20 protein-coding genes and 1 CRISPR repeat array are annotated in these 18,227 nt (G+C 69.2%); of the genes, 15 read left to right on the forward strand and 5 right to left on the reverse strand.

Translation table 11 applies throughout. The annotated features are described in order from the left end of the window. Nucleotides 1-7: 7 nt before the first annotated feature. Nucleotides 8-1,212, reverse strand: a protein-coding gene (locus tag OG927_RS34380) for an IS3 family transposase (RefSeq protein WP_330321388.1) whose coding sequence is annotated in 2 segments (ribosomal slippage) — nucleotides 8-921 and nucleotides 921-1,212 — 1,206 coding nt in all. Because the reading frame shifts where the segments join, the coding sequence is not laid out codon by codon here. A 182-nt stretch (nucleotides 1,213-1,394) separates the two neighbouring features. Here OG927_RS34380 and OG927_RS34385 point away from each other — a divergent pair. Further along, entirely contained in the window at nucleotides 1,395-1,574 is a 180-nt protein-coding gene (locus OG927_RS34385) for a hypothetical protein (RefSeq protein ID WP_330321457.1), read from the forward strand. Between the two features lie 240 nt (nucleotides 1,575-1,814). On the opposite strand, the gene OG927_RS34390 is transcribed toward OG927_RS34385, so the two are convergent. Then, nucleotides 1,815-2,387, reverse strand: coding sequence for a hypothetical protein (locus OG927_RS34390; protein WP_330321458.1), 573 nt, complete (start codon nucleotides 2,385-2,387; stop codon nucleotides 1,815-1,817). Between the two features lie 205 nt (nucleotides 2,388-2,592). On the opposite strand from OG927_RS34390, the gene OG927_RS34395 reads away from it, so the two are divergent. Next, the gene (locus OG927_RS34395; RefSeq protein WP_330321459.1) at nucleotides 2,593-3,129 is read left to right on the forward strand and encodes a hypothetical protein; all 537 of its coding nucleotides are present in this window, start codon (nucleotides 2,593-2,595) and stop codon (nucleotides 3,127-3,129) included. Nucleotides 3,130-3,269: 140 nt separating this feature from the next. Here the strand turns inward: OG927_RS34395 and OG927_RS34400 are convergent, their stop codons facing one another. Both OG927_RS34400 and OG927_RS34405 read right to left on the reverse strand, forming a co-directional pair. Continuing rightward, nucleotides 3,270-3,506 (reverse strand): DUF397 domain-containing protein, encoded by a 237-nt coding sequence (locus OG927_RS34400; RefSeq protein ID WP_030592971.1) that lies wholly within the window; start codon nucleotides 3,504-3,506, stop codon nucleotides 3,270-3,272. Continuing rightward, nucleotides 3,503-4,360: a helix-turn-helix domain-containing protein gene (locus OG927_RS34405; RefSeq protein ID WP_330321460.1), complete on the reverse strand. Its 858-nt coding sequence runs from the start codon at nucleotides 4,358-4,360 to the stop codon at nucleotides 3,503-3,505. The genes OG927_RS34400 and OG927_RS34405 overlap by 4 nt, the downstream gene beginning before the upstream one ends. A gap of 311 nt (nucleotides 4,361-4,671) precedes the next feature. On the opposite strand from OG927_RS34405, the gene OG927_RS34410 reads away from it, so the two are divergent. The 13 genes from OG927_RS34410 to OG927_RS34470 all read left to right on the forward strand — a co-directional run bounded on the left by OG927_RS34410 (nucleotide 4,672) and on the right by OG927_RS34470 (nucleotide 15,347). Next, the gene (locus tag OG927_RS34410; RefSeq protein ID WP_330321461.1) at nucleotides 4,672-5,106 is read left to right on the forward strand and encodes an NUDIX hydrolase; all 435 of its coding nucleotides are present in this window, start codon (nucleotides 4,672-4,674) and stop codon (nucleotides 5,104-5,106) included. 45 nt (nucleotides 5,107-5,151) lie between these two features. Beyond that, entirely contained in the window at nucleotides 5,152-7,047 is a 1,896-nt protein-coding gene (locus tag OG927_RS34415; protein ID WP_330321462.1) for a radical SAM/SPASM domain-containing protein, read from the forward strand. Continuing rightward, nucleotides 7,044-7,673 carry a hypothetical protein gene (locus tag OG927_RS34420; protein WP_330321463.1) on the forward strand — a complete coding sequence of 210 codons (630 nt, stop codon included), beginning with the start codon at nucleotides 7,044-7,046 and terminating at the stop codon, nucleotides 7,671-7,673. The genes OG927_RS34415 and OG927_RS34420 overlap by 4 nt, the downstream gene beginning before the upstream one ends. Continuing rightward, complete coding sequence (locus OG927_RS34425) at nucleotides 7,670-8,395, forward strand: hypothetical protein (protein ID WP_330321464.1); 726 nt, start codon at nucleotides 7,670-7,672, stop codon at nucleotides 8,393-8,395. The genes OG927_RS34420 and OG927_RS34425 overlap by 4 nt, the downstream gene beginning before the upstream one ends. Nucleotides 8,396-8,406: 11 nt before the next feature. After that, a complete protein-coding gene (locus OG927_RS34430) occupies nucleotides 8,407-9,042 on the forward strand; it encodes a hypothetical protein (RefSeq protein WP_330321465.1) in 636 nt (211 codons plus the stop codon). Between the two features lie 14 nt (nucleotides 9,043-9,056). Then, complete coding sequence (locus OG927_RS34435; protein ID WP_330321466.1) at nucleotides 9,057-9,953, forward strand: protein kinase domain-containing protein; 897 nt, start codon at nucleotides 9,057-9,059, stop codon at nucleotides 9,951-9,953. Nucleotides 9,954-10,049: 96 nt separating this feature from the next. Continuing rightward, the gene (locus OG927_RS34440; protein WP_330321467.1) at nucleotides 10,050-10,205 is read left to right on the forward strand and encodes a hypothetical protein; all 156 of its coding nucleotides are present in this window, start codon (nucleotides 10,050-10,052) and stop codon (nucleotides 10,203-10,205) included. A gap of 99 nt (nucleotides 10,206-10,304) precedes the next feature. Beyond that, entirely contained in the window at nucleotides 10,305-11,207 is a 903-nt protein-coding gene (locus OG927_RS34445; protein WP_330321468.1) for an aKG-HExxH-type peptide beta-hydroxylase, read from the forward strand. Nucleotides 11,208-11,411: 204 nt separating this feature from the next. Next, the gene (locus OG927_RS34450) at nucleotides 11,412-12,719 is read left to right on the forward strand and encodes an AlbA family DNA-binding domain-containing protein (protein WP_330321469.1); all 1,308 of its coding nucleotides are present in this window, start codon (nucleotides 11,412-11,414) and stop codon (nucleotides 12,717-12,719) included. A 347-nt stretch (nucleotides 12,720-13,066) separates the two neighbouring features. Then, nucleotides 13,067-13,513: a hypothetical protein gene (locus OG927_RS34455; protein ID WP_330321470.1), complete on the forward strand. Its 447-nt coding sequence runs from the start codon at nucleotides 13,067-13,069 to the stop codon at nucleotides 13,511-13,513. Between the two features lie 930 nt (nucleotides 13,514-14,443). Continuing rightward, nucleotides 14,444-14,701: a hypothetical protein gene (locus tag OG927_RS34460; RefSeq protein ID WP_330321471.1), complete on the forward strand. Its 258-nt coding sequence runs from the start codon at nucleotides 14,444-14,446 to the stop codon at nucleotides 14,699-14,701. Nucleotides 14,702-14,709: 8 nt separating this feature from the next. Further along, entirely contained in the window at nucleotides 14,710-15,078 is a 369-nt protein-coding gene (locus OG927_RS34465; protein ID WP_408058145.1) for a PIN domain-containing protein, read from the forward strand. Between the two features lie 32 nt (nucleotides 15,079-15,110). Continuing rightward, complete coding sequence (locus OG927_RS34470) at nucleotides 15,111-15,347, forward strand: hypothetical protein (protein ID WP_330321473.1); 237 nt, start codon at nucleotides 15,111-15,113, stop codon at nucleotides 15,345-15,347. 143 nt (nucleotides 15,348-15,490) lie between these two features. After that, a CRISPR array of direct repeats spans nucleotides 15,491-15,884; the repeat unit is 29 nt; unit sequence CTGCTCCCCGCACCCGCGGGGATGGTCCC. 335 nt (nucleotides 15,885-16,219) lie between these two features. On the opposite strand, the gene OG927_RS34475 is transcribed toward OG927_RS34470, so the two are convergent. Beyond that, the gene (locus tag OG927_RS34475) at nucleotides 16,220-16,774 is read right to left on the reverse strand and encodes a Uma2 family endonuclease (RefSeq protein WP_330321474.1); all 555 of its coding nucleotides are present in this window, start codon (nucleotides 16,772-16,774) and stop codon (nucleotides 16,220-16,222) included. Between the last annotated feature and the right edge of the window lie 1,453 nt (nucleotides 16,775-18,227).

Consider the following 18,227-nt stretch of genomic DNA (forward strand, 5'->3'; position numbering starts at 1 on the left):
ACACGGGTTATGCGGCTTGTGCCAATGTAGTTGGTGTGAGGTGAAAGGCGTTCTCGAAGGCGATCGGTGATCGTTGTCCGAGGCGGGAGTGTCGGCGTCGGGTGTTGTAGCGATTCAGCCATCTGAAGGCGTCGAGTCGGGCCTCGCGTTCGTTGCTCCAGCTCTTTCGTCCTTGCAGCGTCTCGCGTTTGAAGGTCGCGTTGAAGGACTCGGCGAGTGCGTTGTCTGCGCTTGACCCGACCGCGCTCATGCTTTGCCGGACCCCTGCTGACCTGCAGGCTTCGGCGAATGCCCTGCTTGTGTACTGGGCTCCGTGGTCGGTGTGCATGATCGATCCGGCGAGGCTGCCGCGGGTGCGGATCGCCGCGGCCAGGGCGTCGGTCACGAGATCCGCGCGCATGTGGCCGGCGATCGCCCAGCCGGCCAGTCGCCGCGAAGCAAGGTCGATGACGGTCGCCAGATAGCAGAAGTTCCCGCCGTCGATGGGCAGGTAGGTGATGTCGCCGACGTACTTCGTGTTGGGCCTCTCGGCGCTGAAGTCGCGGCCGATCAGGTCCGGAGCCTTGGCCGCTGCTGGGTCGGGGACGGTGGTGCGGTGCCGGCGCCGCAACCGGACCCCTTCGATCCCGGACGCCCGCATGAGCCTTGCGACGCGTTTGTGATTGACCGCCTCACCACTCGTCTCGCGGAGCTCGGCGGCGATCCGGGGGGCTCCGTAAGTGCCGTCCGATTCCTGGTGCACCGCCCGTATCCGGGCGGCCAGCCTCGCGTCGGCTGCCTGCCGGGCGGCCCGGTCCGCAGCTGTCCGGCTCCAGTAGTAGAAGCTTGAGCGGCTGACGCCGAGGATGGTGCACAGCCGCTTCACGCCGTAGCGGCGCTGGAGGTCGGCGACGCACTGGAAGCGGTTCACCAGCGCGTCTCCCCGGCGAAATACTTGGCGGCGTTCCGCAGGATCTCGCGTTCCTCCTCGAGCTCGCGGACCTTCTTCCGCAGAGCTGCGTTCTCCGCCTCCAGCGGTGCCGGCGGCTGAGCCGGTTCCTGCGTCCGGCGCCCCCGGGGACGACTCGCTCCGGCCGCCCTCACCCAGTTCCGCAGGGTCTCCGGATTGATCCCCAGATCGGCGGCGACCGACCTGATCGTCGCATCGGGCCGCGACTCGTACAGCGCGACCGCGTCCGCCTTGAACTGCGGCGGGTAATTCTTCATGACCACGAGATGTCCGTTCTCAGATCCGCAGGATCCAGTGTCTCGTGTGTTCAACATCAGGGGTCAAGGCCCGATGTCGAGGACCGACGAGGCCGGGTTCGCTGATGTGCTGTGCGTCGATCGGTTCCATGCCCGTAGCGACGAGTGACTGCCCTTGGAGTTTCTCCGGTGTGGCGGGTTCCGCCCGTATGGGCGACGGGAGTGCCACACCAGGTGCCCCGCTTCTCGCGGAGAGCGCGGCACTCGCCGGCCGACGGTGCGCGGCACACTCCCAGGCCAGCGTCCCCGGAGCGGCGGCCCACGAGCTGTTCGCCACCGTGATCCTGGCGCGGGTCACGGCCGACACCTGCGGCGCCTGGCCCCGGTAGCCGGCCCGCCCCGAAGAGCAGCGCGCACCCGGGCCGCGCCCACGTCGTCAAGGAGGGCACCGCCCACCCGACACAGGTCCTACTGATGACCGACGCCGAAGCAGCCGACTGGCTCGCCGCCACGGCGGCCGGGAAGAGCTGACCCGGAGCCGGACACACCACGGGCCCTGGGGGGTCAGCCATGACATCCCCGGGGCCCGGTACGGGTTCGCGCTGTCCAACGACCGCGCGGTCCCGGCGTTACGTCGTCGCCAGTTCCGGCACTTCGAGAGCTTCGGCCACCTTGCGGGCCATCGCGGCCATCTGCGGCGGCAGGTAGCTGTCCAGCGAGTCGACGTCCTCACACAGCCGCGCCTTCAGCCCGTGCAGACACGCCTCGGTGAACAGCTTCTGCGGGTCGTCCTCCGGCTGCTGCGCGTATTCGGCGTGTGTCCGCCCGTCGTGGAATTGCATGCTTGGCCAGCTCCTCGCCTCGCCCGCGCTGGCGGGCGCCTCCTCGCCCAGCAGACCCGCCAGATGTGCCCACTCGCCGTCGCTCGGCCCCGCGGCTCGGTCGCGCTGCTGGAAGAGCTGGAGATACGCCTCCAGCGCGTTCTTCGACGTGCCGGTGCGCTGGCTGTACGCAGCGATCAGCATGGCCAGCATGTTCATGGTGTCCGCTGCATCCGTGGACCGGTACAGGGTCATCCGCTTCCAGGTGTGCGCCTGGTCGGGCTCGGTGTACCGCAGCACCTCCTGGCAGTTCTGCACGGCTTCGGAGACAAGCTGGTGGATCGCCCGCCGCAGCGGCTCGGGCATCGGGGTGGAGTCCATGGCCGCACGGTAGAGGCGCCGCACACCCGAATGCCAAGGCCGCGCGGTTTGCTCACCCGGATAGACCAGAAGCTGTCACGGCCGCGGCGTCCTCACCGAAGCCGACGGCCGCCCGTCGGTACCGCTGGAAGGCACCGCCAGCTGCGCCCGTGCAGGGGTGTGGCGCTGCCCGCGGTCGGGAGTCAGGCGGAGCACAATACGGGTCGTGCACACCAAGCCCTCTGAAGACCTCCGCGATCGGGAACTCACCGAACTGGGCCGATACTTCACGCCTGGCGAGGTCGCCCGTGCCCGCGCTCTGGCTACGCAGCTCGGCACGTTCCTCCTGCACCAACACGCCAAACGCCTCCGCAAGCTCAGCGCGCGATTCAGCGATCGCCCCCGCAAAGCTGCGGCACTGAAAATCTGGCTGGCCTCCCTCTCAAAGGAGAGACAGGGCGGCTTCGCCGAACTTGCCGCCTTCGAAGCCGCCGCCCTGGTCCTTCCCGCGAGCGTCGACAGCGCCAACTGGTACAGCGGGTGGAAGATCCTCCAGGACTACCCGGGCTCGACACCCGACAGCCTGCGCACTCAGGCCAGTGAGCTGGAGTGCCTGTATGCCCAGGCGGTGCTGCGCCGCAGCAAGGGGGCACAGACTGGGGAACAGGCCCTGGAGGGCGAGGCGCTGGTGACGGCAAGAATGCCGGGGCGCAGGGGTTCGCGTTCGGCCTCCAGGCCCGTCACGACGCTCGCTGCTTCCTGAGCTGTCTGCCCGTCGGAACGAAGCGGACGAGGACGAGCACGCGGCGCGATCCCGCCGACAGCTGCCGGGACATCGCACTCTTCTCATGGAGATGGCCGGCCCTGTGGACTGGGGCCGGCCGACGCTCAGGGAGTACGGGTTCAGCCGCGGCGGAGCTCCCCGCGGACGATGCCACCAACGAAGGCGTCGTACTCGGAGTCCGTGAACAGGTGCGGCGCCTTGTCGGGGTTCTTCGAGTCGCGCAGCGCCACGACGCCTTGATCGAGGAAGGCGACCTGGACGCAGTTGGTCCCGCCGCTGCTTTCGCTGCTGGTCTGCCACTGGGCGTCACGCAACTGGGACTCGACCCAGGCGGAGTCGAGTTCGTTCTTGTTCATTCAAGATCCTTGGCGATGGTGGTGAGAAGAGGCAGCGACGCCTTCTGGGAGAGGGCGTCAGATTTAAGCAGGTCACTCGTGGTGCGGTACGCCTCCACCGCCTCCGGCTCGTTGAGGTGGAGGGAGGCTCGCATGGACTCGATGCAGACCAGGTCCCGGCCGTTGGGGAAGGACATGAGCATGAACGGTCCGTCCATCCCGGCGTGGGCGCCGGCCTGTTGCGGCAGGACCTGGATGGTGATGCTGGGGACCGTGCGGGCGAGGTGGATCAGGTGGTTGATCTGGGCGCGCATGACGGGCCGGCCGCCGACTTCCTGGCGCAGGAGACCTTCGGGGAGGACCGCCCAGATCTTCAGTGCCGGGTCGCGCTCCAGCATGTTCGTCTGGTGCTCCTGGCGCATGGACACGAAGCCGTCGATGTCCTGCGGTGTCTTCCAGGCCCGGCTGCCCTCGGTCACGGCCCGGGAGTACTCCGGGGTTTGCAGCAGGCCGTGGATGGCTGCGGGGTTGAAGACGAACAGGCTGCTGGCGCTCTCCACCAGGGAGAGGTAGTCGCCGAGCGGGTCGTCGACGACGCCTTCGTACCGCTGCCACCAGTCGGGTTCCCCCGCCCGGCGCACCAGGTCGCGCAGTCCTTCGCGCAGGCCGGGGTCGGTGATCTCGTACACCTCGAAGAAGTGCGGCAACTGCTGGATCTTGAGGCCCTGCACCCCCTTCTCGATCTTACTGACCGTGGAGAACGACCGGTATCCGAGACGGCTCGCCGCCTCCTCCTGAGTCCAGCCCAGGGCCTCGCGGATGCGCCTGAGTTCTGCACCCAGACGCCGGCGCCGAGGCGTCGGTTCGACCGGCACGCCCACCCCCTCCTCTATTTCGAGGCCAGAGTAGCGCCCAGGCCAGTTCGTGAATATGCCAAATCTCCTGGAGGAAAGACTTTCCTCCAGGACTACTTGCCGAACGGGTAATTGGCCGTCACTATCGGAACGCAGACAGCGGACGGTGTCAGCCTGATCACGCCACGTTGTCCCTGTCGCAGATTCAGGATCCAGGCTTCAGGGCCATTTCACCGGTTTCGGCTCTGCTGCTCCGATCCACGCGGCCGTGAACCGAGAGAGCGGACGCCATGAGCGCGTCCGCATCCGACGAACCAATGAGGGGTGGTCCCGTGCCCGAGAAGGTCACCAAGGACAAGGTGCTGTGCTACATCGTCCGTGAAGGGAAGCTGCTGGTCTTCCGCCACACCGACTACAGCTACGAGGAGGTCGGCATCCAGGTCCCGGCGGGAAGCATCCGCGCGGGGGAGACGCCGGAGGCGGCGGCGCTGCGGGAGGCGAGGGAGGAGACCGGACTCAAGGACTTCAAGGTCGTGCGGAAGCTCGGCCTCGCCGAGTACGACATGAGCCCTTACCGGTTCGAGCTCCAGCGCCGACACGTCTTCCACCTCGAGCTGACCGAGCCCACGCCGGAGCGGTGGGCCAGCCAGGAGGACCACGACGGGGTCGGCGAACCGACACGGTTCGAGTGCTTCTGGATCCCGCTGGAGGCCGCCCACGTTCTCCAGTCCGGCCAGGGCGCCCTGCTCGGACACCTCTACAACTGAGGTCCGCACGGATCACGGCCCCACCCCAGCCCCCGGAGGCAGCCGATGAACCGCACCACCGCACAGCACGAACCGAGTCAGATCGAGCAGCTGTACCGCGGCCTGGACGCCGAGGACACCACCAGCGCCGTATCGGTGATTCTGAAGTTGCGCGGTGAGACCTGCGACATCGACTGCCTCTACTGCTACGAGAAACGCAAGGAGGCCCCGGGAGGCGCCCGGATCGACGCAGGCCAGGTAGGCCGGCTCGCCGAGCTCTTCGCGGGGCGACCGCTCGCCCTGGAACTCCACGGCGGCGAACCGCTGACGGCGGGCCGCGAGCACGTCGCCGAGATCCTGCGCGAGCTAGCCGCCCAGCCGAGCGTGGTCCGGGTCTCGATGCAGACCAACGGCGTGCTGCTGGACGAAAAGTGGCTGGACCTCTTCGACGCGGAGTACCCCGGCCTGCAGATCGGGATCTCCCTGGACGGGGACGCGAAGGGCAACGCGTGGCGGGTCGGCTACGACGGCAAGCCCGTCTACCCCCGCGTCGCCGCGGCCCTACGCCTCCTGGCCGAGCGCGGCCGCCGGGTCGGGGTGATCGCGGCGGTCACCCCCGCGATCCTCGGCCGGGCCGAAACCGTCCTGGACCACCTGGCCGGCTTCGGAGCCGTCGATGCGATCAGCTTTGTGCCGTGCTTCGACACCGCCGTCCGGCGCCCCACCGCCGCATCCGGCCGCCGCGTTACGGCGAGTCGGCAGCTCCAGCAGGCGGCCGTCAACGCAGCGGGCGGGCCCGCCTGGGCGATCAGCCCGCCGGCGTACGCCGAGTTCGTGCTCGCCGCCACCACCCACTGGATCCAGGCCGGGCACTTCACCCGCCTGAAACTGGAGCCGGCGGTCTCCACCATCCGGCGCCTGCGCGGCCTGGGATCCGGCTTCTGTCACTTCTCCGACCTCAAGTGCGACCACGTCTTCACGCTCTACCCGGACGGCCGGCTCGGAAGCTGCGACGAACTGCCCTGGCCGCAGGCCCAACTGACCCGCCTCGACCAGACCGGCGACCAGGCGGGGATCATCGCCGCGCAACGGCACCTTCCCCTGCTGAACCAGGGCAAGAGCCTGATGGACCGGTGCACCACCTGCGACTACCGCTCGTCCTGCGGCGGAGGGTGCATCGCCACCCGCTGGCGCTACGACAAGGCCGGGGACCAGGACGCCTACTGCGACTACCGGATGCGGATGATCGACGGCATCGCCGCCCTCCTCGCGCAGCCCGCCCACCCGGCAGGCGCCTGGTGCACCAACACCCGCTGGCGCCCCCGCACGCCGAACAGCATGCGCGACCTCGACTCCTTCCTCGCCCACTGGAACAGCGCCGATGTGCCCCGCCCTGCGGTGCGGCTGCACACCAGCGCGCACGGCAACATCAACACCGTCGGCCGGCCCGGCATCCACGAGGCCGACGACCTCGACCCCGCCCACCCCCGGTGGCACGCGGCGATCGAACCCGGCATCCGCCCCCTGGTCGACGCCGTCACCGACACGTGGGGCCTGATCACCTATGACAGCTGCCAGGGCCACCCCTACACCGGCCTCGACCTGGCGCCCGCCGAGCGGCGCGTCGGCATCCTCCCGCGCGACCGCACCCAGTACGCCGACGTTGCCGCAGCGCTGTGCCGCACGGCCACCGCGGCCGCCCCCGCGCTACCCCCCGCGGTGCAGGTGACCGTCGGGCGCGCGGAACTCCAGTGCGAGGCCAGCAGGCGCACCGTCCCGGTCCTCGACCTGGTCCTCCTGCCCACCCCCGGGCACGACTGGCCGGCCTACTTCGCAGCCCTCGACACCGCCACGCACGCCCTGGCCCGCGCGCTCACCGACGAGCGGCCCACCGCCGACGGATGCGCCTGCCCCGCATCCCGGCCCGCCGCGGCCGCGGCCCACCACGAGGCACCGACGTGACCGCCATCCCGGACGCGTTGACGATCCACCAGTTACTCGGGCGCATCGTGTACTTCCATGCCCTGCACATCGCCCCCGAGCAGCGCACCGACTTACCGCCCCAGCCCGGCCCGCTCTGCTGCAACCACCACACGGCCCCCGGCCGGCGCTCGGCCGCCGAAGTCCTCACTGACTTGGCCTGGAACGCCCTCATCGAGGTCGCAACCGCACTTCCCGACCACCACCGGCCGTGCCCGAGCGCCTCCGGGAACTGCTGCGCCACCTGCCGCGTCACCGCTGCCGCCGCGGCGGTCGCCGGCGGCTGGGCGACGACCGAACACCACGCCTACCGACACGGCGAACCGCCCGCACAGCTCGTGACGGACTGCCGGAACGCCGCCGCGGACCGCATCGCCCAGGTCTTCGCCGCCCAGCACAACGCCATCTGCCCGGCGCTCGACAACTTCCCCGCCCCGGCACCGCACGAACTGCCCAGTGCGGACACATTGCCGCTCACAGGGGAGCTGCTGGCCCTGTGGGCGGACCCGGCCGCCACCACCCGCAACCCCGTGGCCAGCTGGCTCAACCACTGCACCGGCCTCGCCGACGTCCGCCGCGTGCTCGAATCAAGGAGGGGCACCACGTGATCCACATCGCCGAGACCGTCAGCACCGGCAGTATCGAAGGCTTCCTCGCACCGGGGGAGCGCGACCAGCTCGCCACCGTGATGCGCACCGTCCTCACCTCCGACGAACAGGTTCGCTTCGGCGAGCAGCGCACCCACTCCATCCACGAGATCCCCGGCCACTCCCCGCAGCAGGCGATGGCCGTGTACGAGCCGGCCGGACGGGTGGAAATACCGACGATCCCCACCGAGGCCGAGGACCTGCTCCAAGCCGCCTTCGACCGGGCCCGCCCGGCGCTGTCCCGCGTCATGCCCTCCATCACCACCTGCCGGCCCTGGACCTACGTCGAGTACGGCCCCGACCAGCACATCACCAGCCACCTCGACGGCATCGCCCCCGACCCGCTCGCCTGGCCGCGACAGATCGCCGGGATCAGCGTGGTCATCAGCCAGGCAGAGACCGGCGGCGCCTTCTACGTCGAAAGCTCCTCCAGCAACCGCTTGTGGAACACCCGCCTGGAACACGATCCGCACAGCGGCTACGCGGACGGCATGTGGCTCGCCCACGACGGCGCCGACCACTCCGCCGACTGGTTCACCGCGATGCCCCGCACCCGGTGGAACGTCACCCCCGCGCCCGGCACCGCCCTGCTATACGGATCGCAACTCACTCACGGCACCGAGCCGGTGACCAGCGGCAGGGTCGCGAAGTTCATCAGCTGGCTCATCGCCGAGAAGGACTGAGGGGCAAGCCGATGCTGCTGGCCCTGGAAGGCATCGCCGGCGCGGGCAAGAGCACGCTGCGCGACCGGCTCCTCGCCGACGCCCACGCCCATCACATCCCCCTGGGCCACATCGGCCAGTTCTCCTGGCTCTCCCTGAAAGCCACCCGAACCCTGATCGGCCTGCGGGCCGGCCACCCGGCCGCCACCAGCGACCACGCCCTGGCCGCCGCCCACGACGATCTCGAACTCCACGCCCGGCACAACCTCACCGCCGCGCTGGCCAAGGGCCCGCTGGTCGCCGACCGGCTCACCCTGTCGACCGCCTGCCTCCTCGCCCTGCTGCACCACCGGCCCGTCGACCACTACGTGCGCCCGCTGGCCGAGGTGCCCGCCGCCCGGGCGGACCTCACCGTCCTGGTGACCACCGGGCCCGACCTGTGCCAGGCCAGGCTGGCACGCCGGCCGACGGCCCGCCGGTTCGCGGAGGAACCGGCGACCGCCGTCCGCCTCGCCGACCTCTACGAACAGGCAGCCACCACCTGGAAGGCCATCACCGGCCTGCCCGTACTGCGCCACCCGTGCACCACTGAGACCGACCTCGACCTGCTCGCCGCGGCGTGCCTAGCACGGCTGCGCGAAGCCGACCGGCCCGCAGCGCGACTATGAGGAGCGTCCCCGCCATGCGCCTGCACCCGATGCACCCCGCCGCCTGGGTCGTCGACGAGCTTCGCGACACCGGATGGCACATCGATGACTTGCTCGCCTTCACCCGCGCCAGCACCCTGGTCCTCGCTCACCGCGACGGCGCCGCTCCGGTGGTCCTCAAGGCCGGGTTCGGATCCAACCACGTCCTGGCCGAACTCGACGAGACCACCCGGCCGGCCGCCTACGGCTTCTACTGGTACGCGGAGATGACCGCAGCCGAACGCGCCCTGACCCGCGAGGACTTCCGGCACGAGATCGCCGTCGCGCGCACCGCCACCGGCGCCGCGCACATCGTGCCGCTGCTCGAAGAGGGCAGCACCGACCGGTTCGACTGGTACACGATGCCCCACTGCACCGGCGGCAGCTTCCGCCCCCTACTGACCCACACCGGCGGCAGCCAGGCTGCCGGGCTGCGCGTGCTGGCCGACGTCGCCGACGGCCTGGTCACCCTGCACGAGCGCGGCCTCGTGCACCGCGACGTCTACCAGGAGAACGTCCTCCTCCATGAAGACCGCGGCCTGATCACCGACCTCGGCGCCGCCCGCCGCCTCGACGTCCCCCGCGGGCCCGCCGCCCGCAGCCCCGAAGTCCACTGGCCCCCCGAGTACGCCACCACCTACAGCACGGCCACCCCAGCCGCCGACGCCTTCAGCCTCGCGGCCCTCACCTACCGCTACCTCTGCGCCGACATCCCCCGCCACGGCCACTCCCACCTGGAGACCGCCCCTGCCGCACTGCGTCTGCTGCTGTCCGCAGCCCTCGCCCCCGAGCCGAAGGACCGGCCCGAGATGAGTGAGCTGCGCGACGGCCTGCGGCACGCGGCCACACCGACCACCGCGCCCCACCGCGCGGTCACCGACACCACCCCGTGAGGACGGAGAAGCCGGTGCCTACCGCGCGATCGCCCCCGCATCCCCCAGCCCCGTACGTGCACGGCCCACCATCCGCGTTCGGAAAGGACGAGCACCATGGACGAGACCCGGATCAACAAGTTCCTCGACGCCGTCGGCGAGCTGCGCGGCGAAGACGAGACCGTCCGCGCCACCGCCCACACCTCCAGCGTCTCCGCCGAGGGCTGGACGACCACCGAGGCGGCCGAGCCCGCCACGGGCACCGACGCCTGAGCGCCACCACCGCGCCGGCGGTGAACTGCCGGTGAGCACCGCCTGGGGCCGGACCTGACGGGTCTGGCCCCAGGCCCAGCCCCGTCGGAAGGACCTCTCGTGCTTGTGCCCGCCCTCGACTTCGTCCTCGCCCCGGTCCGGGACCTGTACCGGGACCGGGTCAGCCGGATCCACACCGCCCTTCAGTCCGGCAGCGCCCCCGCGCGGAGTACGGCCACCGTCTACTGCCTGGCCCACCACGCCCTCGAAGGCGCCGAAATTGCCGCGCGCGCCGGCGACACTGCCACCTTTGACTGGTACCGCGCCCACCCCGACGCCAAGGCATCGGCGCTGAGCACGCCCACCGTCGTGGGGCCGCGCATCGTGGTCTCCCCGGGCCTAGAGGACATGCTCCGCTCCCCGCTCTCCGAGACCCCGTATTACCTCCTGGGGCCCGACACCGCAGCCGCCCCGGGAGAGGAACGCGAACTGGCTTCCGCCGCGTACGACATGGGCGCCCGGGCCGGGTTCGCCGGTCTCCTGGCCGACCACGCCGTCGTCGCCTGCCTGCTGCGGCGCAAGAACCTCGGTGACACCCTCATCAGCTGGTCCGTCACCAGGCTTCCGGGCACCGTCTTCTGCGACCACGTCGGCGAGCCCGCCGTACTGGGCCGGGACCTCATTCATGAGGCCGGGCACAACTGGTTCAATGACGCCCTGACCGCCACTGCCCGCAATATCAGCGAAGAGACGACGTTCTACTCCCCGTGGAGGAAGACGAGGCGCCCGGCGTTCGGCTTCCTCCACGCCTGCTGGGCCTTCCCCCTCACCATGATCTACACCACCCGCGTCCTTCCGGACACCGACGGCCCCACCCACGACTTCCTGGCCGCCTACCTGGAACAGCAGCGTGGTCTACTCGCCGCCACGGCCGAGGACCACACCCGCGCACTGGCCCTGATCACCGATCCCACGCTGCGCCAGCGCCTGCACACCGTTCATGACGAGGCACTCAACCTGTGAGCCCGCGGCCTGCTGAGATCGGCAGACCTCGGTGGGCTCAGTTGGTGTACTTCGGCGTGGGTAGTTCCAGACCGCCCTGCCGGGAGATCCAGTACGTCCTTCGTCGTGCGGCAGAGGTGGTGACGATGAGCCCTGCCACGCCTTCACACCGTAGGGAAGCGAAAATAGGAGCGGTGGGCCGATCAGCATTCATATGCTGGGGTAATGGCCAGCTCATGGACCCGTATCCACCAAGAACTCAGCCTCCCGCCAGGCTCTTTGACCTTCGAGATGATCGCACGGGCAGCGAAAGAGATCGATGGAGAGCGGGACGATCTCGACTGGAAGCGTGACCTGCCGAAGAAGCCTGAGGAGGGCCTCTGGTCGGAGTTCGCCAAGGATGTCGCCGCCATGGCCAACGCCCGCGGCGGCCTCCTCGTCCACGGCGTCCGCAACGACCGAGCCATCGTCGGGGTGAACCCCGAGGACGTACCTACGGAGCACCTGTACAAGTGGCTTCGTGCCCACACCCAGCCGTTCGTCGGAGGGGTAGACATTTACCCCCTGGAGTCCCCTGAGAAGGCGAAGTCAGTCCTCGTTGTCGATGTCCCGGCAAGCGGCATGGCCCCGCACTTTGTACTGGGAACATCGTCCCGCGATAAAGCGCAGCAGGCATTCGCCGTTCCTGCCCGCTTCACGGATCACACCACCTGGTTGTCGGAGCACGAAATAGAGCGCGCCTACCGAGACCGGTTCGCACGCCAGGAAGATGCTGGCAAGGCACTGGATCGGCACGTGGCCGAGACGAGTGAGGTAGTTCTCGGGGAAGGCGACGGCACCGCAGCATGGCTGATCGTGGTCTCCCGCCCCTCTCGCCCAGCTCCGCTGCTGGTTCCCGCCCCCCAGAGTCACGAGGCCGCCTTCGCTATGAACGAAGCCCTGTCCACGGTGGCCAAGATCCGGGGCGACTTCGGAGGAACCAGCCCCATGCGTGAAGCGTTGACGGGCAGTACTCGCGTCGGCCTGCGGCGTTGGGTCGACGGAAACTTCCTTACCGTCGCAAGAGGGCCGCACCTTGGGCGCCTTGCCATGGTGGAGCTCCACCACGATGGCACCGTCGTATACGCGGTCGATGTCTCAAGCCAGGCGTACAGGAACAAGGTGCCTGTCGCCTTGCATGTCCCCGTCGAGGTGAGCGTTGCACAGAACGGAATCTGTGACGCCGTCGCCCTGGCCCACGAGTCGGCACGCACTCGGCATCTGAGCTCCTCGTCTGATCTCGTGGCCGCCATCGTCTGTGACAGCGACTCTCACAGAGACCTGCCTGGGCGCAGGTTCCCCGGCTTCATGGCTGTCCTGGAGGAGCAGCGTGGGTTCTTCCGCGTTCCCAAGGGCGGCCGATGCCCCGTCGCGGTGCGCCAGACACCGTACGAACTCGCCCCCCTCGCAGGCATTGCAGAACTGCGTGCTGCTGCGCAGTCCCTTGCTTCAGGCCTGATTAACCAGTTTGGAATTGAGTCGCATCTGATCTGACCGTGGGGTGGCCGCCCCGCCGGCTTCCCCCTGGTGGACGTGTTCAGATGGGAGCTGGGAGGCGGACTTAGCAGGCTCTGGGGGGCGAGCGTCCGCCCGCGTGGCGAGCGCGGCGCGGTGTGCTGCGGGCTTGCCCGCTCGAACGAACGGACAGCGAGGCCCGGCGCCGTTAAGGAGGAGGAAGTCAGGAAAGGACGACGACGGTCACGGGCCCGATTCACCCGATCCGGTGAACCATCGGGCTGCGGATACTGCTGGCTACTCCCTATGGGCGACACGTTGTCAGTCCTGCTTCCTACCGTCCCCGCCATGACCATCACTTCTCCGTCATGGAAGGCCGGCCCTGCATGAGCCTGAAGAACGCCGTCGACAACCCGCGCTCCCCACTGCGCCTGTTCCTGGACCGCGAGCTGTCCGCCGGCCCCAAGCCCTTGCGCGACAGCTACCGCGCCCAGTACCGCGCCGATCACGTTCTGGCCCCACTGCCCGGCGTCGGAACCGAGGCCGGCACCGTCGGCACCACGATCGACACCCGGCTTCGCCCGGCGTTCTCCACGGCCGCGCCAGTCGATGTGGCGACCGCCATCGGCATTGAGATGGCCTGCGCTGACTACCAGCGCACCGGGCTGCGGATGCGCGCGGTCGGCAACGAGCTCGCCTTCCGCCTCAACGGCACCAGCCACACATTGGACCTCGCCAACCGAAGCACACCGATCGAACGCGCCCACGACGAGCTGCTCCCCGCACCCGCGGGGATGGTCCCGCTTTCGAACGTGACCTCGCCCGGGTCCTGAACTGCTCCCCGCACCTGCGGGGATGGTCCGAAGATCGCGAGTGTGGCGTGACCGCATTCAACCTGCTCCCCGCACCTGCGGGGATGGTCCCGGCGCTGCAGCTTCTCCCTGGTGGCCTCCCAGTTGCTCCCCGCACCCGCGGGGATGGCCCCGTGACCGCGCCTCGCGACACCCCAGGGTTGGTCTGGTCCCCGCGTCTGCGGGGATGGTCCCCCATCCGCTGGCGGCGACTGATGGGCTGGGAGCGGGCGGGCGCCGTGGTGTTCGTCGGACAGCGTCCCGGCGGAGGCCCCGCGACCACCTGCTGCGATGCACTGAACTTCTTCACTAGCGACGCCACCGCCCGCACCTGAGTGAAGGCTCATCCCTCAGTTCCCGGCCGGACCGTCCGTCAGCAGGACGTGGAGAAGCTCGCCGCGCAGACCTTCGGACCGCTGCTGCCTCCCTGACTCCCGCCCTTGCGCTCCCCGGCGCTGTCCTGCCCCTCGGCATCCTCGGCGTCAAGACCCACCCGCGTCCGGGTCCCGCAGCGGGCGCAGGCCACCGCCAGCCGAGTCGTCCGCCGGGTCGACCACGCACGCCATCGAGCCAGCCGTCGGACGCCGCCGATAGCTGATCTTCAACAAAACAGCAGGTGACGAGAAGATCGATCATCTACCGCAGGTGACAAGCAGCCCGAGCAGATAATGACAACCATTGTCCTTCATCCCGCGGATTCACCCAGCACGGCCGCCGCGCTCAGTGACAACTACGGCGCTCCGGCACACTGACCCGAACGGCACCGCACGACCTGCGCCGACCGCCGCCGGCCCGACCGGACCCGGGCCGTGAAGATGCTCCGCGCGCGGGGAGATTCTCCTCGCACCAGCTGGTAGGGGTACGGGTACGTACCCGTACCCGTACCCTTGGGGGATGGGAAGGAGCACGATGATGTCTGATGCCAATGTCCGTATCCCTGAAGAGGCCAAGGACCGGCTCGCCGCGATCGCGGCTGCGGAGGGTCTGTCGCTGCGTGCCTATCTGGCACGGCTGGCGGAGACGCTGCTGACTCCGGCGGAGCGCGCCGAGCGTGCGGAGCAGGCTCGGGCGGCGTTGAAGGAGTGGAGCGGGTACGCCCCGACTCCTTCGGAACAGGATGACCTGGACCTTGAACTGGACCGTCGTCTGGCGCAGGTGACCGGCCGGTGAGTGACGCCATGCACATCGTCCTGGACGACACGGCGATGGCCGCGGCCGGCGCAGGCAACGTCCTGGCCTCCCGGCTCATCCATCGCGCTCACGCGGAGCCGGGCTGGTTCCTCTACGTTCCGGCGTGCGCGCTCGTTGAGGCCGACCGTGCACGGCCTGGTACGGCGGAGCACCTGGTATCCCTGCCAGGGATCACGGTCCTGGACCTGGACCTGGCCGCAGCGCTGGCCGTGGCACGGCAGGAAACCTGGGCAGCAGCCCACAGCCGCTACGCGGCGCAGCCGACCCCGGATCGCCCCGACGGGGCGATTGTCGCAACCACCGCACCGGGCCGATGGGCCGGCGAACCGGTCCGGGTCCTGGACCTCACGGCCTGAGAGCCCGCTGAGTGGCGTCATCATGCAGAGAAATGGACATCTTCCCGGCCGCGCAGGCCCAGCTCGATCCGGTCGACCTGCTGCGTGTGCTCATGGCCGGGGTCTCACTCATCGGGCGTTCGCCGCGACAGGCCGTCGCGGGGTACTTCGAGCACCACGGGGTGTCGCGGCGCGTGGAAGGCGACCGGCTGATCGTTGATCTGCCGACCGGGAGCGCCGTCGTCCGGATCGGGCGGATCGGTAACATCCGGCTCGCGGTCAGCGACTGAGCCGACGTCCGTCAGGCTGGGGTGAGTTCCTGAGTGAGCAGGCGATTCGGGAAGAGGTGACGGCCAATTTATTCCCTATGTCTGAATCGGTGAAAGTGCTTGAGAATCGACGTAGGGACGGGTAAACCTGCAGGTCACGGAGTCTGCTCCCTGCACCCGCGGGGATGGTCCCAAGGTCCGGGCCTGGATGGCGGCGGACGAGCACTGCTCCCTGCACCCGCGGGGATGGTCCGTCCACCAGGGAGATCAGCGCGAGTGGGCGCGACTGCTCCCTGCACCCGCGGGGATGGTCCCGCGCGCCGCTCCGGGGTCGGCGGGTCAGGCTGCTGCTCCCCGCACCCGCGGGGATGGTCCCCCCTCCCAGCATCCTTCCCAGAGTCGAACATCTGCTCCCCGCACCCGCGGGGATGGTCCCTTCTAGACGTACACCGCCACCACGGGATCCACCTGCTCCCCGCACCCGCGGGGATGGTCCCATCCGCAGCCGGCTCGGCGTCGCACGGGCGATCTGCTCCCCGCACCCGCGGGGATAGTCCCCCCTTCGTGCTTCCGAGCACGTCGGGCCGTACCAGTTCGCGGATCCGCTTGTCACAGGTGCGGTCCGCCTGGCCACCGGCGAGGCCCGCGAGAATCTGGCTGGAGCGCGAGCAGTACCGTCCGCTGATCCGTCTGACCGTTCATGGGTAGGCCTCCTCGCCCAGGGCCGTACACCGGGGGCCACCCCCGTGGGTGCCGACAGCAGATCGACCTCGCCCAGGGCAAGCAATGGGACCGGCGGTGGTGGCGCTGCCGTCAGGCGGCCAACTATTGGTGTTGTCAACCGGACTGAGCTACCCAACGCTGCCCTGGCGGCTGGCGGTCGTCTAAATCGCTTAGAAACCCTCCGTATTGAGGTCTACGGCGAATGGTGCGGGGAGGTGCACGGATGTTCCGAAGGGGTGCGGTCCGTCGACCCGTGTGTAGCCAAGCCGTCCGGGTTCTGAGAACAAGGTCAGGCTGCCTTCGATGCGGTCGACGAGGAGGTAGAGAGGGGCACCGTACTCTGCGTACCTGCCGCGCTTTACCTCTCGATCCGTTTCAGCATTTGACTCTGAAGTCACTTCGACGATCAGTAGCGTTTGATCCGGCCGCAGGGCGCCACCACCCTTCGCGAGGGCCTCAGGGACGACCGCAATGTCAGGAACATACCAGTTTGACGACCCGGGTAGATCCAGATTCCCTGAGCCTTCGACGCACCCGAGTTCGTCAACCCGATCCTCGATCTGCCGGCGCACGAGTTTGGCGGCACGCTCGTGGTCCCAGGTCGGTGACACGGTCTCGATGATCCCCTCGACGATCTGAACGCGGTCTCCGCGAATATGTTGCACGGCGAACTTCAGAGCGCGTTCGACGTCGATTCCTTGGCTGTAGTCCGGCGCACTCGTCATGAAGTCCCGATTCCGTTCATCTCAGCGACTGAGCTACGCAGCATCATGCCCGTATGCGGACCGTCGTGCAGGCATGCCAGCGATGCTGGAACGGTTCTGGTTGTGGAGTACCCCTGCGTGCGCAGGGAGCAGGTACTTGCGATGCCCTCCGTGGGACCATCCCCGCGTGCGCGGGGAGCTTCATCCTGGGGCAGAGCTAAGCAGGTCTGCCATGCCCTCCGTGTTGAGTATGAGAATCTGAAGGATATTGGTGAATTCCGCTCATGCATTTTCGACTTCTGCAACATTCCTTGCGTCGGAGCCCGTTTCGTCGAGATGCTGAGCCGCCGCCCCGTCTGAAGATCCATCTCGCGATGGAGGAATCCGTGGAGGTGAGGTGATTTGGACGCCACTTCGAAATACCTGGTTAAACCCGCAGGTTCCCACGGTCCGTGTGACCGGCCGGGGACCATCCATGCGGGTGCGGAGAGCAGCCGGTCGCGCCGGCGCCGGTCACGGCGGTGTGGGGACCGTCCCCGCGGGTGCGGGGAGCAGTGTCAGGCCTTGCCCACGAAGGCCTTCGCCCCGGGACCATCCCCGCGGGTGCGGGGAGCAGAGTCCGAAAGGTGTTCCTAGCGGTTCCTGGCAGGGACCATCCCCGCGGGTGCAGGGAGCGGTCCGAGGCACCTCCGGTGTCCACATTGGTGATGGGGCCATCCCCGCGGGTGCGGGGAGCAGGACGGGAAACTCCGAGCCCGGCCAGAGCGACAGGGGCCATCCCCGCGGGTGCGGGGAGCAGGCGGCCAGTCCGCGCAGGGCCTTCGCCATGTCGGGGCCATCCCCGCGGGTGCGGGGAGCAGACCATGAAGCCCGGCGGCCTGTTCCTGGCGTTGGGGCCATCCCGCGGGTGCGGGGAGCAGCGTCGAGCGGGGTGTGCCCGCCGAGAAGATTCGGGGCCATCCCCGCGGGTGCGGGGAGCAGCGGCAGCGGCTTGCCCATCAGGCGTCGGCCTGCGGGCCATCCCCGCGGGTGCGGGGAGCAGCGTCCTCCGGCTCGAGCTGGGAGCCGGTCAGCGGGGCCATCCCCGCGGGTGCGGGGAGCAGGAAGGCAGGCACGGCAACGTGACGCCCTTCCAGGGGCCATCCCCGCGGGTGCGGGGAGCAGGGTCGAGCCGCTCCCGCTCGAGCCGCTCCGCAGGGGCCATCCCCGCGGGTGCGGGGAGCAGCAGGGTTCGCCAGCATGGGGCAGAACTTGGCCGGGGCCATCCCCGCGGGTGCGGGGAGCAGTGTTGGTTCATGGGCTGGTCCCCCTGGTTGGTGGGGCCATCCCCGCGGGTGCGGGGAGCAGTCGCGGAGCACGTCCAGCGCCATGTCGGGCCGGGGGCCATCCCCGCGGGTGCGGGGAGCAGTCTGCCCGACCTGGTGCTTTACAGCGGGACGGTGTGTTTCTTGAGCACTTTCATTGAAACGCGCAT

This window comes from Streptomyces clavifer (assembly GCF_036345975.1).
Lineage (GTDB): Bacteria > Actinomycetota > Actinomycetes > Streptomycetales > Streptomycetaceae > Streptomyces > Streptomyces clavifer.

Bases quoted from the DNA above. Each gene is read 5' to 3' on its own strand.
- OG927_RS34385 (WP_330321457.1), top strand. From the start codon at position 1,395: ATGGGCGACGGGAGTGCCACACCAGGTGCCCCGCTTCTCGCGGAGAGC.
- OG927_RS34390 (WP_330321458.1), bottom strand. From the start codon at position 2,387: ATGGACTCCACCCCGATGCCCGAGCCGCTGCGGCGGGCGATCCACCAG.
- OG927_RS34400 (WP_030592971.1), bottom strand. From the start codon at position 3,506: ATGAACAAGAACGAACTCGACTCCGCCTGGGTCGAGTCCCAGTTGCGT.
- OG927_RS34415 (WP_330321462.1), top strand. From the start codon at position 5,152: ATGAACCGCACCACCGCACAGCACGAACCGAGTCAGATCGAGCAGCTG.
- OG927_RS34430 (WP_330321465.1), top strand. From the start codon at position 8,407: ATGCTGCTGGCCCTGGAAGGCATCGCCGGCGCGGGCAAGAGCACGCTG.
- OG927_RS34435 (WP_330321466.1), top strand. From the start codon at position 9,057: ATGCGCCTGCACCCGATGCACCCCGCCGCCTGGGTCGTCGACGAGCTT.
- OG927_RS34440 (WP_330321467.1), top strand. From the start codon at position 10,050: ATGGACGAGACCCGGATCAACAAGTTCCTCGACGCCGTCGGCGAGCTG.
- OG927_RS34450 (WP_330321469.1), top strand. From the start codon at position 11,412: ATGGCCAGCTCATGGACCCGTATCCACCAAGAACTCAGCCTCCCGCCA.
- OG927_RS34455 (WP_330321470.1), top strand. From the start codon at position 13,067: ATGAGCCTGAAGAACGCCGTCGACAACCCGCGCTCCCCACTGCGCCTG.
- OG927_RS34460 (WP_330321471.1), top strand. From the start codon at position 14,444: ATGTCTGATGCCAATGTCCGTATCCCTGAAGAGGCCAAGGACCGGCTC.
- OG927_RS34465 (WP_408058145.1), top strand. From the start codon at position 14,710: ATGCACATCGTCCTGGACGACACGGCGATGGCCGCGGCCGGCGCAGGC.
- OG927_RS34470 (WP_330321473.1), top strand. From the start codon at position 15,111: ATGGACATCTTCCCGGCCGCGCAGGCCCAGCTCGATCCGGTCGACCTG.
- OG927_RS34475 (WP_330321474.1), bottom strand. From the start codon at position 16,774: ATGACGAGTGCGCCGGACTACAGCCAAGGAATCGACGTCGAACGCGCT.